General features: G+C 58.1%; 14 protein-coding genes. 3 read left to right on the top strand and 11 right to left on the bottom strand.

What is annotated here, in order from left to right; all coding sequences use genetic code 11:
- Positions 1-46 precede the first annotated feature (46 nt).
- Positions 47-934: an ATP adenylyltransferase gene (locus tag RS9916_RS03935; protein ID WP_007097950.1), complete on the bottom strand. Its 888-nt coding sequence runs from the start codon at positions 932-934 to the stop codon at positions 47-49.
- Positions 924-1889 (bottom strand): SpoIID/LytB domain-containing protein, encoded by a 966-nt coding sequence (locus tag RS9916_RS03930; protein WP_007097949.1) that lies wholly within the window; start codon positions 1887-1889, stop codon positions 924-926. The genes RS9916_RS03935 and RS9916_RS03930 overlap by 11 nt, the downstream gene beginning before the upstream one ends.
- A gap of 82 nt (positions 1890-1971) precedes the next feature.
- Here RS9916_RS03930 and RS9916_RS03925 point away from each other — a divergent pair, with 82 nt between their 5' ends.
- Positions 1972-2703 (top strand): SDR family NAD(P)-dependent oxidoreductase, encoded by a 732-nt coding sequence (locus RS9916_RS03925; RefSeq protein ID WP_007097948.1) that lies wholly within the window; start codon positions 1972-1974, stop codon positions 2701-2703.
- Here the strand turns inward: RS9916_RS03925 and RS9916_RS03920 are convergent.
- Entirely contained in the window at positions 2685-3080 is a 396-nt protein-coding gene (locus RS9916_RS03920) for a DUF2237 family protein (protein WP_038023221.1), read from the bottom strand. The genes RS9916_RS03925 and RS9916_RS03920 overlap by 19 nt on opposite strands.
- A 111-nt stretch (positions 3081-3191) precedes the next feature.
- Here RS9916_RS03920 and RS9916_RS03915 point away from each other — a divergent pair, with 111 nt between their 5' ends.
- Positions 3192-3422 (top strand): hypothetical protein, encoded by a 231-nt coding sequence (locus RS9916_RS03915; RefSeq protein WP_007097946.1) that lies wholly within the window; start codon positions 3192-3194, stop codon positions 3420-3422.
- Positions 3423-3492: 70 nt separating this feature from the next.
- Here the strand turns inward: RS9916_RS03915 and RS9916_RS03910 are convergent, their stop codons facing one another.
- The 3 genes from RS9916_RS03910 to RS9916_RS03900 are packed head-to-tail and all read right to left on the bottom strand — an operon-like array spanning position 3493 to position 8386.
- The gene (locus tag RS9916_RS03910) at positions 3493-3765 is read right to left on the bottom strand and encodes a DUF4090 family protein (protein ID WP_007097945.1); all 273 of its coding nucleotides are present in this window, start codon (positions 3763-3765) and stop codon (positions 3493-3495) included.
- Between the two features lie 57 nt (positions 3766-3822).
- Complete coding sequence (gene metH / locus RS9916_RS03905) at positions 3823-7431, bottom strand: methionine synthase (RefSeq protein ID WP_007097944.1); 3609 nt, start codon at positions 7429-7431, stop codon at positions 3823-3825.
- A gap of 37 nt (positions 7432-7468) precedes the next feature.
- Positions 7469-8386 (bottom strand): branched-chain amino acid transaminase, encoded by a 918-nt coding sequence (locus RS9916_RS03900; RefSeq protein ID WP_007097943.1) that lies wholly within the window; start codon positions 8384-8386, stop codon positions 7469-7471.
- A gap of 66 nt (positions 8387-8452) precedes the next feature.
- Here RS9916_RS03900 and cobN point away from each other — a divergent pair, with 66 nt between their 5' ends.
- Positions 8453-12226 carry a cobaltochelatase subunit CobN gene (gene cobN / locus RS9916_RS03895; protein ID WP_007097941.1) on the top strand — a complete coding sequence of 1258 codons (3774 nt, stop codon included), beginning with the start codon at positions 8453-8455 and terminating at the stop codon, positions 12224-12226.
- Here cobN and RS9916_RS03890 read toward each other — a convergent pair.
- The 5 genes from RS9916_RS03890 to RS9916_RS03870 are packed head-to-tail and all read right to left on the bottom strand — an operon-like array spanning position 12216 to position 15853.
- A complete protein-coding gene (locus tag RS9916_RS03890) occupies positions 12216-12761 on the bottom strand; it encodes a hypothetical protein (protein WP_007097940.1) in 546 nt (181 codons plus the stop codon). The genes cobN and RS9916_RS03890 overlap by 11 nt on opposite strands.
- 28 nt (positions 12762-12789) lie before the next feature.
- Positions 12790-13446, bottom strand: a complete 657-nt coding sequence (locus RS9916_RS03885; RefSeq protein WP_038024144.1) for a PHP domain-containing protein — start codon at positions 13444-13446, stop codon at positions 12790-12792.
- Positions 13447-13450: 4 nt separating this feature from the next.
- Positions 13451-14023: a protoporphyrinogen oxidase HemJ gene (gene hemJ, locus RS9916_RS03880; protein WP_007097938.1), complete on the bottom strand. Its 573-nt coding sequence runs from the start codon at positions 14021-14023 to the stop codon at positions 13451-13453.
- A gap of 35 nt (positions 14024-14058) precedes the next feature.
- Positions 14059-15546, bottom strand: coding sequence for a cryptochrome/photolyase family protein (locus RS9916_RS03875; RefSeq protein ID WP_007097937.1), 1488 nt, complete (start codon positions 15544-15546; stop codon positions 14059-14061).
- A gap of 19 nt (positions 15547-15565) precedes the next feature.
- Positions 15566-15853: a hypothetical protein gene (locus RS9916_RS03870; protein ID WP_007097936.1), complete on the bottom strand. Its 288-nt coding sequence runs from the start codon at positions 15851-15853 to the stop codon at positions 15566-15568.
- Positions 15854-15885 lie beyond the last annotated feature (32 nt).

The raw sequence follows: 15885 nt of genomic DNA, 5'->3' as shown, positions 1-15885 counted from the left end.
TGTCGCCTGAGGTGGCATGAAGAGGTCTTCCTCAGCCATTCACGCCTCAGCCGTTCGCAGCAACAGAGAAATCACGGAATGGCTCGATCACGCTCTCCAGCAATTGCTCGGGGCCATGGGTGTTAAGCCAGTGCTGATCAGAGACCTGTGTGGTCAACAGATAGCCAGCAAAACCCAGCGCATTGATGCTGAAGCCATGGCACCCATCCCGCAGCCGTCGCACGAGCGCAATCCATCGACGGGTCAACAACAGGTTGTAGGCAGCTAGGGGCTTCTGGTCGTGTGAAGGATCTCCCAGACCCAGCTCTTGGCTCATCTGCCGATACAGAGCCATCAGATGTCCGGCTTGATCCGGCTCTTTGATGTCACGTTCATGAACACAGACCGCTTTCTCAAGGCGAGAGTGGTCGCGTTGGGAGCTTTCCATGGCGGCCAAGCGTTCCAAAAACCATGGTTCGCGCGGACAGATCGATGCAACGTCGCTGCGCGGAAGCAATTGGATGTGGCGATGGGGTTGGCTCGCCCCAGCATCCGGACCACTGTTGAAAAACCAAAGTCCGCTGGTTCGCTGATCGACTGTGGCAAGTGCTTGAAAGTCTTCAGCTTGAAGCCAGTCACCCTGAGCCGCCCATTGGCGTGTGACCAGCAGCATGTGACCAAGCTGGACGGGGTATTTGTTGAGAATCAGTGCGTGGTCAGGTCCAACCTGAGCCACTTCCAGTCGGGGATCCCAGGGAAGAAACGGATTGGGTTTAGGACCTGATGGCCGCAGATGCTTCGGCAGATCGGACTCCAATGCCCTGAGCTCGAACTGCGACGAGCTATTGGGATCCGGGAGATTACATCGGGTGGTTTTCAAAGGGTGAAGGGCACCCAGCTGCAGAGCTGATGCACTGCGCGCCAGTGCCTCTTGCTCGTAACACTCAAGGACCATTGGCTGTGATCCGCGCCAGCTCAGCTCCTTTGTAGTACCGATCCAGAATTTGCGTGTAGGAGTGCCCCTGCTGTGCCAAGGCATGGGCTCCTGTTTGGCTCATGCTGGCGCCGAGATGGCCATGGGCTTCAGCGCTGATCGATTCCGTGGCCGCATAGAGGCTCTCCACCAGACCACCCCTAAAACTGAGGACCTGGCCTTTTGTGGCACGTGCGGCAGCCAATGTGCTAGGCGCCGTGCTGGTTTCGCCCCCATACACCTGCCAACGTGTGGTGTCGCCGAGGTGATAAAGGCTGGTGGCGGGTCGCACCAAATGGACGAGCGCGTAGGAACGGGCAGCGACCGCCTGCGCTTTCAGCGCTTCCCGACTCCAATGGCTTGGCATTTCCGCACCCACCACGGATGCGACGTACGTTTCCAAGTCGAGGTGATTGACAGGAAGCCATTCATCACCTGAACGCACCAGTTCGATCGTCCCTTGGTAGGCGAGTCCGTTAACGACGATGGCCCCAGCGCCAATGCTCCGACACCTCAATGGCGATCCTGTCCAGCCCTGGATGTTGATGGCTGTGTAGGTCTTGCCCTGTCGGTCTTGGCAATGACCGTTCCCTTGGGTTTCCAAGCTTCGGAGAGGAATCTGGCGCAGGAGCGCCACCCGGACCTGAGGTGTGGCAATCGGCCCTGAGGTCGATTCCACTCTTGATGAGTTAGGCCGGCCGCTTGGATCGCGATCAGAGCCGTTGTCGTTGCTTCGGCTGGCCGATCCTTGGAGGCTTGAAGCGCTGACAGGCTGATCGCTCTCCAGCAGCGCCTCCAACAGTCTGTCGCCCCCCTTGGCTGGGGAGGTTGACCCATCCCAAGGCAATGCACCCCCTAAGCGCACTGCCAAAGGAATGGCGAGGCTGAGACAGCCGAGGGCCATCAGCAGAGTCCATGGCGAGCGCCCGGACAACATCACAAGGAGCTTCAAATCAGAGAACTATCCTGGCCCTTCTTGGCTTCATCAGCATGCGGAGCGTTGCTGCAATGGTCTGGCCATGAGCATGCCTTGGTCGGGACGGGCGTTGGTGGTGGGGGCCGGAGGCATCGGCCGAGCACTGGCGTCGAGCCTTCGGATGAACCACCCCCAGCTGGAGGTGACGCTGTGTGGCCGTGAATTGGCCGCGGGTATCGATTGGTCGGTCGATCTCGAATCTCCCCCCAGCCTCGAGGCGTTTCAGCAGAAGCTGATCGCTGATTCCCTACCCCTGCGGTTGGTGATCAATGCCACAGGCCTGCTGCACCGTGCCGACGGTGATGCCCCTGCGATTACGCCGGAAAAACGGCTCCAGCAGGTGGATCTGCATGCCCTCAACGCTTGCTTCGCGGTCAATGCCGCCGCACCATTGCTGCTCGCCAAAGCAATCGAGCCGTGCTTGGAACGGTCACGTCCCTTTCATTACGCCAGCCTCAGTGCTCGGGTTGGAAGCATCACCGACAACCGCAGTGGAGGTTGGTACGCCTATCGCGGCGCAAAAGCAGCCCAGAACATGTACTTGAAAACATTGAGCTTGGAGTGGGCTCGACGCTTCCCCCAGGCGACAGTGTTGTTGCTTCATCCAGGGACGACGGATACGGCCTTGTCGAAGCCTTTTCAGTCGTTTGTCCGACCGGAATCCTTGTTCAGCCCTGAACGGGCTGCAGGGCATCTGCTCGAGGTGCTGATGAACCAAGGCCCCGACCAGAGCGGTTCCTTCCTGGCCTGGGACGGTCAGCCCATCCCCTGGTAGGCCATGGGCTGCAGCACCTTCAGAGGGATCACCTCAAGCGTGCTCTGTTCTGTCGATTCAAGACAGACCGGTGGGGCCATCCCATCCTCATGGGCCTGTTTCCAGCGCGGTGCACAGACGCACCAGTGATCCCCAGGCTTCAGACCGGGAAAGCCAAAGGCGGGTACGGGGGTGGACAGGTCGTTTCCCTGAGCCTTGCTGTAACTCAGAAATCCTTCGGTCATCACGCAACACACACTGTGACGTCCTAAATCGCTTTGATCAGTTCGGCAGGTGCCGTCGCGGAACCAACCTGTCATCGGTTCACAACTACAACTGTCCAAAGGCTGGCCCAAAACGTTGAGAACCTCAGCGCCGGAAGGGTTTTGCACGCTCATCGACGGCAGAACAATGCCTGGATTCTGCCGGATTAATGGCACATTGCGCGACAAGGTGGTTGACGGATCCCGGGGGCGAGGCGTTAAAGGTCGATCAGTCATGCCTCCTCGATGGATTGGGAGTTCACTGAAGACGCCGCCTTCCTGGCGCTGTGCGATGCCTTTCGCGAAAGCGGCGAATCATCGGCCATCGAATTTTTGGCCAATGGCGAGGGTGCCTTTCATTTCCAGGATTTGGCTCAGAACGCAGCCGGTGAAGGCATTGATCTGAGCGAGTCCAGCGCCCTCGAGGAATTCCAGCAAGAGGTCATCGACACCATGCAAAAGCTCTGCCAGGAGTGAGCCTGGATGGACAGAGAGCCCCGTCGTCCTTTGAGAGGGCTCTCAGCTGCTGTTTGAAAGGCTTCTGCCCTCATCCGTAGAAGAAAGCGATCTCCTTCTCCTTGAGGCCATCCCAGCCCGCTTCAATGAGCCGTTGATTCAGGGTCTCCTGGTCGAAGTGCTTCGCACCCGTGCGGACCACGCGATTGCGCATCGACTTGCGCACTCCGCTGCGCTTGCGTTGTCCTTCCTTGTCCATCACGTCGTTGTAAAGCCCGAGCATTGCTTCGGGCAGGGGGGAGCCATCCAGGTCGATCCCTGCGGCGATGGCTTTGTCGATGGCGTCGGGTCCGCTGAGATCCATGGCGTCAGTGCAGAACAGTCACCAGTCTGCGGGTGACCGTTCCGCTCTGAGCGGGGTTCAGGCGCTGAAGTAGCGCGCCTTGCTGTGAAGAGCGACCAATGCTGTGGTGCTCTGCTCAGGATGCAATTGCTCTGACTCATCCATCGTTAAGCCAATGCGATCAGCACCCAACCAAATCAGCTGATCTCTGGAGTCCCCCACATTGGGGCAGGCGGGATAGCCAAAGGAATAACGACTGCCTTGGTAACGCTGGGCCAGAACATCGCGCAGAGGCATCCCATCAGGGTCTGAGAAGCCGCATTCGCGACGGATGCGTGCATGGGTCCACTCCGCCAGTGCTTCAGCCATCTGGACGGCAAGACCATGGAAATAGAGATAATCGCTGTAGGCGTCAGCTGCAAACAGAGACTGACTGAACTGACTGGCGACCTCACCCATGGTTACGGCTTGCATCGGCAGAACGTCACTTGGTCCATCGTCAACAACGTCGTTGAAGAAGTCGGCGATGCAGTAGCGATTCCCACCCCGTTGACGGGGCAGGGTGAAGCGTCCCAAACGACCGTCTCCAGTGGGCTCAAAGACCTCAACGCTATTGTCGCGCCGCCCGCACGGGAAATAGCCATAAGCCACGGCTGGCTGCAGCAATCCTTCGTTGCGAATCCTGGTCAACCAAGCCTGAAGAACGGGTTCCGCTTTGTCAGCCAGTTCCTGTTCATAGGCCTCACGGGATTGCTCTTTGCTTTTGCGCATCTGCCATTGACCCGCAAATAGTGCCTGTCGGTCGAGGTAGGCGATGACCTCTTCCAGTGGAATCTGACTGGAATCAAGCAGGCAAGACCCGAGGAACGGCGCTGTGATGGGAGCCTCGGCCGGTACAGCTTCCGATCGTTCGGTGGTGACCGGTGCTGCGGCCTGAACAGGAGCATCACTGGACATAGATGAGGTTTCAGGATTGGCATCGCTGTCTGCCTCTGTGTCACCACCAAGGGTCAATCCCTCGGGCGTGCCGTTGAGAAACCCTTGTTGATCATCCCAACTGTTTTCAGCATTGGCATTGACATAGGCATCCATAAATCGGAGGTCAGTAAAGGCATCGCGTCCATAGATCACCTTGCCGTTGTAGACCTCACTGCAATCCTTGTTGACGAATCGAGGTGTGAGTGCCGCACCTCCAAGCACAACTGGAACGGTAATGCCAGCCTCGTTAAAGGCCTGAAGGTTGTCCTTCATAAAGGCCGTTGATTTCACAAGCAGTCCACTCATGGCAATGCAATCCGCCTGATGCTTCAACTGGGCCTCAATGATGGCGCCAACATCTTGCTTGATACCAAGATTGATTACCTCATAGCCATTGTTGGTGAGGATGATGTCAACAAGATTTTTGCCAATGTCATGCACATCGCCTTTCACAGTCGCGATGAGAAACTTTGCTTTTGCAGACCGTTCACCATCACTTTTTTCCATGTAGGGCTCGAGGTAAGCCACTGCAGCTTTCATGGTTTCGGCTGACTGCAACACAAAAGGCAGTTGCATCTGTCCGGAGCCGAACAATTCACCGACCACCTTCATGCCATCCAGCAAAAAGGTGTTGACGATTTCTAGTGGTTTGTAGCTCTCAAGACCCAGCGCAAGTGCATCCTCTAAGCCAATTCGCTCACCATCGATGATGTGCTGCTTGAGACGCTCCTCCACGGGCAGGTCGCTGAGGGATGGACCTGATGCACGTGCATCCTTCGCACTCACGCCTTCAAAGAGGCTGGTGAGTTCCGTCAGCGGGTCATAGACACAGACGTCTCCATCAAAGCGACGGTTGTCGTTAATCAGATCGCGGCAGACCGTTTGATGCTCCTCGCTGATCTTGATCAGCGGAAGAATCTTGGCCGGCGACACGATTGCCGCATCCATGCCGGCTTCACAGCAGTCATGCAGGAACACCGAGTTGAGGGTGATCCTTGCAGCCGGGGATAGGCCGAAACTCACATTGGAGACACCTAGAACGACGTGCACGCCCGGCAGGTCTTCACGGATCTGGCGGATGGCTTCAATTGTTTCGAGGCCATTTCTGCGATCCTCTTCAATGCCTGTCGAGATCGGCAGAGCTAGGGGATCGTAAAAAATCTCACGGGCTGGGATTCCATACTCAACAGCAGCCCGGTAGGCACGCTTGGCAATCGCTACTTTTTTCTCAGCAGTGCGCGCCATGCCATCCTCGTCGATGGTGCCCACCACAACGCCTGCGCCGTAGCGTTTGGCCAGTTCCAGAACTTTGAAAAAGCGTTCATCGCCATCTTCAAAGTTGGTGGAATTCAAGATGCACTTACCGCCAGCAACCTTGAGGCCAGCCTCCATTTTCTGCCACTCGGTGGAGTCGAGCATCAAAGGCAGATTGATGTTGGTCACAACACGTGAGACCAACTCACGCATATCACTTTCTCCATCGCGGCCGACATAGTCGACGTTCACGTCAAGAACGTGGGCATTTTCCTTGACCTGACCACGGGCGACAGCGACAAGGCCATCCCAGTCCTCCTCATTGAGGAGCTCACGAACCTTTTTCGAACCACTGGCGTTGAGACGTTCGCCAATGATCAGAAATGAGTTGTCTTGGTGGTAGCTCGTGGCCCCGTAGATCGACGAAGCCGACGGCTCATATTTGAGAACAGGACGCTCATGGTGTTGAAGACGCGTGGGCCGCACGGCGGGAGTCAGCTCTTCGGAGAGCTCAGCAAGGGCCTTGATGTGGGCCGGAGTGGTGCCGCAGCATCCACCGATCACCTGAACGCCTAGATCCTCAACAAAATGCATGAGCTGCATCTTGAGCTCAAGCGGTTGCAGCCGGTAATGGGCGACCCCGCCCACGTTTTCCGGAAGACCTGCATTGGGGATGCAACTGACGACAAATGGGGAGCATTCCGACAAGTAACGGATGTGCTCTTTCATTTGTTCGGGGCCGGTGGCGCAGTTGAGCCCCAGAATGTCGATCGGGAAGGGCTCGAGAATCGCCACGACAGCAGCGATGTCGGACCCCACCAGCATGGTGCCGGTGGTTTCCATGGTCACCGAAACCATCAACGGCCTGCGCTCGCCTCGCTTTTCGAAGGCATCCATCACCCCCTGAAGAGCTGCCTTGATCTGGAGGACGTCCTGACAGGTTTCGATGATGAACAGGTCGACGCCACCCACCAGAAGGCCCTCAGCCTGCTCGCAATACGCCTGCTTGAGGGTGTCGAAGTCGATGTGGCCCAGGGTGGGCAATTTGGTTGTGGGCCCCATTGAGCCGGCGACAAAACGGGGTTTGGCATCGGTGCTGTACTCATCAGCCACTTCCCGGGCCAACTCGGCAGCACGACGATTGAGTTCAAAGGCCTGGTCTTCGAGCCCGTACTCAGCGAGCACAACACTCGCCGCACCGAACGTGTCGGTCTCAATGACATCGCACCCTGCATCCAAGAAGAGACGGTGCACGCTCTGCACCGCATCCGGACGGGTGACCACCAGATTTTCGTTGCAGCCTTCGAGTTCCTCGCCACCAAAATCAGCGGCGGTCAGATTCAGCTGCTGGAGCGATGTACCGGTGGCTCCGTCAAACACGAGCACCGGACGTTCAGGAGAGTGAAGACGGTCCAGAAAGCGGGACGTGGTCTGCGCAATCGTTCCTGCTTGCATCTGGGGTCCGTTCACCGCCCCATCCTAAAGAGCCGAATCAGTCGTTCAGCTCAATACGGGTCACCCAGTGGGCGTAGTCGGGATCCCGGCCCTCGGTGATGGCCACCAGCTTGGTTCGAAGAGCCTCCATCATCGGGCGCTTGTCTGACAGAACCGTGGACTCCAGCTGGCGGATCGGGCTGATCTTGGCAGCAGTGCCGGTGAGAAACACCTCATCGGCAATGAACAACTCGGTTTTGTCCACAGGCCGTTCGATCACCTCAATACCCATGGCTTTGGCGAGTTCGATCACGCTGGCTCGGGTGATGCCTTCAAGGATGTCTTGATCAACCCCCGGGGTGATCAGCTGACCGTTGCGGACGAGGAACAGATTCATCCCGCTGGCTTCGCTGACCTTGCCTCGACTGTTCATGAGCAGGGCTTCATCAAAGCCACTGCTGACGGCTTCCGTTTTGGCTAGGGAGCTGGTGATGTAGGCCCCACTGATCTTGCCCCGCAGCGGCAGCGAGCGATCCTCCTGACGGGTCCAGCTGCTGATCCGGCAGCTGACCCCTTCTGGCGAGAGGTAATCCCCCAGCTCCAGGCCATAAATCAGGAAATCGGTCTCAATGTTGTGCAGGCGTGGGGCGATCCCAAGATCGCTCGTGTACACGAAAGGCCGGAGGTAGATCGGGGTCTTGGGTTGATTGGCCTTGAGCATGGCCGTGAGAGCTTCCATCACCGTGGCTTCACTCAGGTCTGCCAGCAGCAATTTGGCGCTCTGGCTGAGCCGACGGGCATGGCGCTCGGCACGGAAGAGGAGCATGCCGCCTGGCTTGTTGGGGTCAGGAATGGCCCGCATGCCTCCGAAGGCGCCTGTCCCGTAGTGGAGCGCGTGCGTTGCCACCGAGACTTTGGCCTCTTCAAAAGGCACACACCGGCCTTCAAACCAGGCGAAGGGCAGGAACTGATGCATGGCTGAAGCGGCCGATGGCCAAATCTTCTCACCCACGCCTACGGGTCTGCCGCAGAGAATGGATGAATGCACAGACTCAGCAGCCTGCCTGGCGGTGATTTCGGGGACGCCTTCACGCTCGTCGAGCAACCCTCCGCGCCGGTGCTGCTGTTGACAAGTGCAGCCACTGACCTCACCACCTTGGCCAGCTGTCTTGAGCAGGAGGAGCTGCAGCACTGGCATGACCGAATCCGTGCCCTACCTCTTGCCTCTCTCAGCCATCCCGCCCAGATCGACCACTACCTGAGCACGACGGGGCATGCGTGCCGGCTGATCGTTGTTCGGCTCCTGGGTGGACGAGGCCACTGGTCTTATGGATTCGATCAACTCCAGCAGTGGCAGCAAGGCATCCCTGGGCGCCAATTGATCGTTTTGGCGGGAACATCAGATCAGGACGAGGCCCTGCATGGGATGGGGTCAGTGCCTCAAGCCCTGAGCGATCGCCTGGCTCTGCTCCTTCGCGAAGGCGGTACAGACAACATGACCACCGTGCTGGATGGCCTTGCGGACGTCCTTGAAGGGGCGCCCCCGGATCCGGTGAGCTTGACTTGCCACGCCATGGCCGATCCTTCGCCCTGGGATTGGCAACCTGATGAAGGCGCCCGCGTTGGTGTCGTGCTGTATCGCGCCTTGTCCCAATCGGGAGATCAGGCCATGGCCGTTGCGCTGCTGCGAGAGCTCAGACTGGCCGGTCTCTCCCCCAGAGCGCTTTGGGTCAGCAGCCTGCGGGACCCGATCGTGCAGGAAGGGGTGCTGGCCCACTTCCGTCAGCAGGATGTGGCCGTGGTGATCACAGCCACGTCATTTGCTTCCGTTCAGTTCGAGCAGGCTGGGTTCGGCGCCCCTCTTTGGGATCAGCTCGACCGGCCTGTGCTGCAACTGCTGAGCAGCAGCAGACCCCTTTCCCATTGGCAGTCATCGAGCCGCGGACTCGATCCATTGGATCTCTCTCTCCAGGTTGTGCTGCCGGAACTGGATGGTCGAATCACCACCCGCATTGGTGGATTCCGTGAGGTCGGTCAAGCCCATCCCAGTTTGGCAACGGCGGTGCCCAGCACTATTCCTAATCGTGAGGGGTTGGCCTGGATCGCCGAACACGGACGGGCCTGGGTCGATCTTCAGCAGACCCCTATCGCCCAGCGTCGAATCGGGTTGGTGCTCGCGAATTACCCCGTGCGCAATGGCCGGATTGCCAATGGCGTTGGCCTCGACACACCCGCCAGTTTGTTGAACGTTCTGCGCTGGATGAATGACGCGGGGTATGACCTTGGTGATGAGCATCTCCCGAACGACCCGACAACGCTGATCAAGCGCCTGCTTTCGACGCGAACCAATGATCCAGAAAGTCATCACCTACGGCCTCTGACCCATCTGCCGCTAGCGATCTACCTGGAGTGGTGGAGCACAGTGCCCGAAGACGCTCGCGCTGCGATTGAAGCCCGTTGGGGCGACCCAGCCCATGCCATCGACCTCGACGCCGAGGGCTTCCCAATTCACGGCATCGAATTCGGTCATGTGGCGGTGTTGATTCAACCGAGCCGTGGCTACGACCCTGATCAACTGAGCGACCTGCACTCACCGGATCTGCCTCCCCCCCATCGGTACCTCGCCCAGTACCTCTGGATGCGCCAAATCCACGGCACCCAACTACTGGTCCATCTCGGAAAACATGGCAGTGCGGAATGGCTTCCTGGCAAATCCGTGGGACTCAGCAGTGGGTGTGCACCAGGTCTGGCACTTGGCCCGGTGCCTCATCTCTACCCCTTCATCGTCAATGACCCGGGTGAAGGCTCCCAGGCCAAACGGCGTGGACAGGCGGTGATCCTTGATCACCTCACACCACCCCTGGGACGGGCAGGCAGCCACGGATCGCTTGAAACCCTTGAGGGGCTGCTTGACGAGTACGTCGAAGCCAACCAACTCGCATCAGAGCGCAGTGGTGAACTCAACGCGCAATTGTTGGCGCTGCTCCAGGACATCAACTGGCCAGGATTACCGGAGGGTTTCACGTCCCCATCACCTGATCAGTCGCTTTTTGATGAACCGATTTGGAGTGATTGCCTCGATCAGGTGGAGACCTATCTCTGCGAACTGAAAGAAGCCCAGATACGCACCGGCCTGCATCGGCTTGGCACTGCACCGGAGCCAGAGACCTTTGTCGAGCTTCTGTTGGCGATCAGCCGTGCGCCTTCAGCTGAACTGGAGGGAATGACACAGCGGCTTGCCAATTTGCTGAAGCTGCAGGTGGACCCGTGGGGCGATGAAGACGGTCAGCTGTTGTCGGATGTCGACCAAGAGCGTCTTCGTGGCTTTACCCAGACGAAACCAAGGCGTGTGGCTGATGCCGTTGCCTGGTTGGACCAACAGGCCATGGAGGTGATCCGCATCCTGATCGACGAGGCAGAGACCGCCGCTGAGCCGAAGCTGCATCCCGCGATCCAGGACTGGATGAATGCAGGCAACGATCCAGTGTTCCTCCAACTGCGCGACAACTTGATCCCGCGTCTTCATGCGTGTGCTGAACAAGAACAACGGGCCCTCCTGCGCGCGATGGACGGCCGGAGACTGGCCAGTGGACCCTCCGGGGCGCCCACCCGCGGTCGACCGGATGTGCTGCCCACTGGCCGGAACTTCTATTCCGTGGACCTGAGAGGTCTGCCAACTGAGGCGGCCTGGGATCTCGGCCGACGGAGTGCGGAACGTCTTCTGGATCTCTATCTGCTGGAGGAGGGCGAACCGCTCCAACATTTGGCCTTATCGGTCTGGGGAACGGCAACCATGCGCAACGGCGGTGAAGACATCGCCCAGTTGCTGGCGTTGCTGGGTGTCCGTCCCGTGTGGGATGGACCGACGCGACGCATGGTCGACCTGGAGGTGATCCCCCTGTCTTTGTTGGGCCGTCCGAGAGTCGATGTCACGCTGCGCATGTCGGGTTTGTTCCGCGATGCGTTTCCGCAACTGATCACATGGGTGCATCGGGCCCAGACCTTGGTGGCTGGATTGCACGAAGACGACGCGATGAACCCTCTCGCCGCACTGACACGTGAGCAGGGTGATCAAGCACGCATCTTTGGTTCAGCACCCGGGGCCTATGGCGCAGGGCTTCAAGCCTTGATCGACTCAGGGCAATGGGAGGACCGTGACGATTTGGGCGAGGCCTTCCTGGAGTGGAGCCAGTGGAGTTACGACGGAGCAGGAAATCCCAAACAAGACCGTGGGGCCCTTGAGCGCAGCCTCAGAACCGTTCAGATGGTGCTCCACAACCAGGACAACAGGGAACACGACCTGTTGGATTCCGATGACTATTACCAGTTCCATGGCGGCCTTGCCGCCGCGGTGACGCGCTTGAAACGATCAAGCCCCAACCTCTGGTTTGCCGACCATTCCAGACGCGAGCGCCTCAGGATCCACCCGGTGAAGAAGGAGATCGACAAGGTGATGCGCAGCCGTCTGCTGAATCCCCGCTGGATCAACGGAATGCAACAGCACGGCTACAAAGGAGCGTTTGAAATGGCCGCGAGCCTCGACTATCTGTTTGCCTATGACGCAGCCAGTGGAGTGGTCCCTGATTGGTGCTACACCGCACTCCAGGACCAATGGTTGAACTGCGAAACCAATCGCAGTTTTCTGATGCAGAACAACCCTTGGGCGCTGCGGGATATGAGCGAGCGTTTCTTGGAAGCTGCGAATCGTGGTCTGTGGTCTTCAGCGACTGAAGAGCGCCTCAACCAACTCAAGGAGCTCGTTCTCCAGGCGGAAACCACCGTGGAGAACGGACCCGATCAGGCGATCACTTGTTGAGATTGCGCACCATGTCCCGGAAGGGATCGATGGAACCAGGCGTCGATGACGACGTCTGAGAGGAACCACTGGTCGTAGGTGACGCCTTGAGTTGAGCCTTGCGAGCCGCTGGGGCCGCATCTGCAGCGGCGGGTGCATTGGTACTGAGCGCACTTCCCTTCATGCGCTGCTGAAGCTCTTGCTTCGTGATCGCCTCTGCGAAGGTTTTCTTCACCGGCTTCGGCACACCACCAGTCAACGAGGTGGTCTGTTGCTGTGCGGTGACTCCGCCTAGACCGTCTGATTGGGTCTCAACCTTGAAATCCATGGCCGTGACCTCGGTGACCAGTTCCTTGCCGCCGGGGTTGTCTGCAGTGCCAGGGAAGGTTCTGCGGATGGTCTTGGTTTCCCGCATGTAATCACGGTCACCAAGAGAAGACGATGCGTCGCTATCGAGGAAGAAGGCTTCTTCCTTCTTGGCGGGTTCAGGCTTCCGATTGAAGGCGTTGCCGCCTCCATTGGAGCCCGATTTCAGCAGACGATCGAGGAAGCCCATGCCTGGGATGTCAGGTTCTTAAGCGAACTTAGCGGCCTTTGAGGTCAAGACCGTGGGTATCGGTTCCACACGTACGTAAAAGGCCAAGATTTTTTAATTGCAAATCGATGGAATCACAGACAACAGGTGTGGGGCTCCAAACGGGCTGCATGTCGTAGTCGTACCAGGCTTCCCCACCATCAATCCCAATCGCAGCAGCCTCCTCGATCAACACCTCATGCCCAAGCCGATAGCGGGCCGGATGGGCCAGCACTGCAAGACCTCCGGCGGCATGAATCGCTCGCACCACAGCATCGGCACGCAGTGGCTCTCCCACAGCGGCATCACCTTGGTTGTAGAGGTGCAGGGCGCGATGACCATGATCAAAGCCAAGGGCCAGCACATGAACCAGGCACCCCTTCAGCAGACAGCTAATTTCCATGCCGGTCCAAAGCGTGGGTACTGCGGAGCCTTGCTCACCCTGAGCACTGAAATAATCCTGAATCCTGAGATAGGCGGCTGTGCTGTGGTGGTCGGTGACGGCCAGGTGCTCCAGCCCTAGCTGCTGAGCTTGCTGCGCAAGGGCTAAAGGCTCCAGGCTTCCATCACTGCACTGGGTGTGGCAGTGAAAGTTCAAACCACCAGGGCAACTCTCGACAGTGACCTGGTTAAGGACTGCGCAGAGTGGATGGGAGCGATCAGCCATGGACTCAGGCACTCGTGGAGGCTTCTTGGCGTAACCGTCTCCAGCGTGCATAAAACTGAATTGAAGCGGCCATGAACACCACCAGCGCAACCATGAACCAGGTGGCGGCTCCCGTCGGGAACTGATTCTTGAAGACAACCAGCATCACCACAATCACCAGCAACAAGGTGGGCAGCTCGTTCAAGGCTCTCAACTGTCGCCCGTTCCACTGACAGTCACCCCGCTGAAGCTGACCCATCAGCCTGTAGCAGAACCAGTGGTAAGCCAGCAATGCTGCGACGAAAGCCAATTTGGCGTGCATCCAGCCCTGCTGCAGCCAGCTGGGCTGAGTCACAAGTAAGCCGGCAGCCATCGACACAGCCACCACCATTCCCGGGGTGGTGATGATGTTGGCCAGCCTTCGTTCCATCAAGGCGTACTGCTGTTTGAAAGGTGCCTGGAGCTCAGGTGCAAGCTCTTCAGCCTCCACGTGATAGATGAACAGACGCACCAGGTAAAAGAGGCCCGCGAACCAGACCACGACCCCCACGATGTGGAGTGTCTTGAACCACAGGTAAGCCTCAGGTGGCAGGGTCATGGTGGATTGATGAACGCCTCGACCTTAGGGACCACTCAGTTCAAGCCGTCAAGAAACTGTGATGCCCGTTGTTGATGGGCCAGGAGCTTGTCAGGCGCCATTCGATCCAGATTGCGCGCCATCATGGCCAGTCTGTACTGGCTCCGGAAGAAATCCTGGTGCTGGTGGATGAAACTCCAGAACAAGCCATCCCAGATATCGCACCAATCCCCTTTGGGGTAATCCGACATCTTGCGCACATAGTTCGACCCTGAGAGATACGGCTTTGTGGTGAACAACCCTCCATCAGCGAATTGACTCATGCCATAGACATTTGGCACCATCACCCAGTCATAAGCATCCACAAAGAGATCCATAAACCATTGGTAAACGCGATCTGGATGGAATCTGCAAAGCAGCATCACATTGCCTATCAACATCAGACGCTCAATGTGATGACACCAGCCTGTCTCCAAGGCATGGTGAATCGCATCATCAATCGGAGGCAGTCCGGTTGTTCCCGTGTAAAAAGCCTCAGGAAGTGGCTGATTGTTAAAACCCCAAAAATTGGTGGTTCGCATCTGGCGTCCATGGCGTTGATACATCGACGCCATGAATTCACGCCAGCCGATGATCTGTCGAACAAACCCTTCCAATGAATTGAGGGGGATCGAGCGAGACTCTCCGGCCTCCAGAGCGCGACGGAGGACCTGTTCAGGGGTCAGCAGACCGATATTGAGCATCGGCGTCAGAACGCCATGCCACATCACTCTGTGGTGGCGGCTGATGGCATCTTCATAGTCGCCAAAGTGCTCGAAACGCTCTTCAAGAAATCGATCCAACCAATCCTGAGCCCCCTGATGATCAATCGGGTACAAGCAGTCCTTGCTCACACCGATCAGTGGCAGTGCCTCCGTCTCCAGTTGGGCCAAGGTGGTGGCGTGATCGACGAAAGGAGTGCAGGTCGGTTCCTGAGGAACGGCAATCCCTTTGGGTAATTTCTTGCGATTATCAGCATCGAAACTCCACTGACCACCAATAGGGCCTCCTTCGGGTGTCAATAACACACCCATTCGCTTGCGTTGCATCTCGTAGAAGCGCGCCATGAATGGCTTTCGGCCAGAACCGAAATGGCTCTCCAGCAGCTCAGGAGGGGTCAGCAACATCGGGGTGTTGCTTAGAACGATCTGTCCTCCCAGTTCAGTCAGCGTGCTTCTCAGCCGACGCTCGAGCAGATCGTCGAGGGGATTGACCAGATGAAAGACGCGATAGCCCTGCTGCCAGAGGAAAGTGATGTGCTCGGATGTGTCGGCTGCCTGGTTGTGATGCTGGATCGCAACCTCAAAGCCCTGTCCTTTCAGACGTTCGGCGTAGGTCTGCATCGACAGACGATGCAGGAGCGCCCGCTGACGATGAATCCGACCGGGCCAAGTGGGGTCGGTTCCAAACAGGAGAGGATCTTCCAGCAGCACCACAGGTCTGCCGGGTTGGAGTGATGGATGCTCAGCAAACAGCTGATTGGGATAGATCAGTGTGAGGTCCATCGCTCAGGAAACGTTCGGATTAGGCGGCATCAGAGACATAACGGCAGAGGCGCAAGCCGAGAGCCCGGGCATACCCCCGGTCCACAAGGCCCGCTTGAGGGCTAAGCACATTGGCGCGGCAATCCATCACCACTTTTTCGCGATGGCCCTGTTGATCCTCAAGGCGTAAAACAAGCTGCCAGTGATTCTTCGCGCTGCGGGTGATGGCATCAGCACACACCGGGCCGGTACACAGGCCTGGTGAGGCGAAAGCAGTCTTCGGTCCGATCACTAGCGCCAGAAGGCAGGGAATCAGCAGCAGTGCCACTCGCGTCCAGCGCTGGTCAAACCACCAGCGGC

The organism is Synechococcus sp. RS9916 (genome assembly GCF_000153825.1).
GTDB lineage: Bacteria > Cyanobacteriota > Cyanobacteriia > PCC-6307 > Cyanobiaceae > Synechococcus_C.
Note: the sequence above shows the minus strand (reverse complement) of the source record. Positions and strands in the feature narration are given on the sequence as shown.

Coding starts and splice junctions, on each gene's coding strand:
- RS9916_RS03935 (WP_007097950.1), bottom strand. CDS start 934: ATGGTCCTTGAGTGTTACGAGCAAGAGGCACTGGCGCGCAGTGCATCA.
- RS9916_RS03930 (WP_007097949.1), bottom strand. CDS start 1,889: ATGTTGTCCGGGCGCTCGCCATGGACTCTGCTGATGGCCCTCGGCTGT.
- RS9916_RS03925 (WP_007097948.1), top strand. CDS start 1,972: ATGAGCATGCCTTGGTCGGGACGGGCGTTGGTGGTGGGGGCCGGAGGC.
- RS9916_RS03920 (WP_038023221.1), bottom strand. CDS start 3,080: ATGAGCGTGCAAAACCCTTCCGGCGCTGAGGTTCTCAACGTTTTGGGC.
- RS9916_RS03915 (WP_007097946.1), top strand. CDS start 3,192: ATGGATTGGGAGTTCACTGAAGACGCCGCCTTCCTGGCGCTGTGCGAT.
- RS9916_RS03910 (WP_007097945.1), bottom strand. CDS start 3,765: ATGGATCTCAGCGGACCCGACGCCATCGACAAAGCCATCGCCGCAGGG.
- metH (WP_007097944.1), bottom strand. CDS start 7,431: ATGCAAGCAGGAACGATTGCGCAGACCACGTCCCGCTTTCTGGACCGT.
- RS9916_RS03900 (WP_007097943.1), bottom strand. CDS start 8,386: ATGCATCAGTTCCTGCCCTTCGCCTGGTTTGAAGGCCGGTGTGTGCCT.
- cobN (WP_007097941.1), top strand. CDS start 8,453: ATGCACAGACTCAGCAGCCTGCCTGGCGGTGATTTCGGGGACGCCTTC.
- RS9916_RS03890 (WP_007097940.1), bottom strand. CDS start 12,761: ATGGGCTTCCTCGATCGTCTGCTGAAATCGGGCTCCAATGGAGGCGGC.
- RS9916_RS03885 (WP_038024144.1), bottom strand. CDS start 13,446: ATGGCTGATCGCTCCCATCCACTCTGCGCAGTCCTTAACCAGGTCACT.
- hemJ (WP_007097938.1), bottom strand. CDS start 14,023: ATGACCCTGCCACCTGAGGCTTACCTGTGGTTCAAGACACTCCACATC.
- RS9916_RS03875 (WP_007097937.1), bottom strand. CDS start 15,546: ATGGACCTCACACTGATCTATCCCAATCAGCTGTTTGCTGAGCATCCA.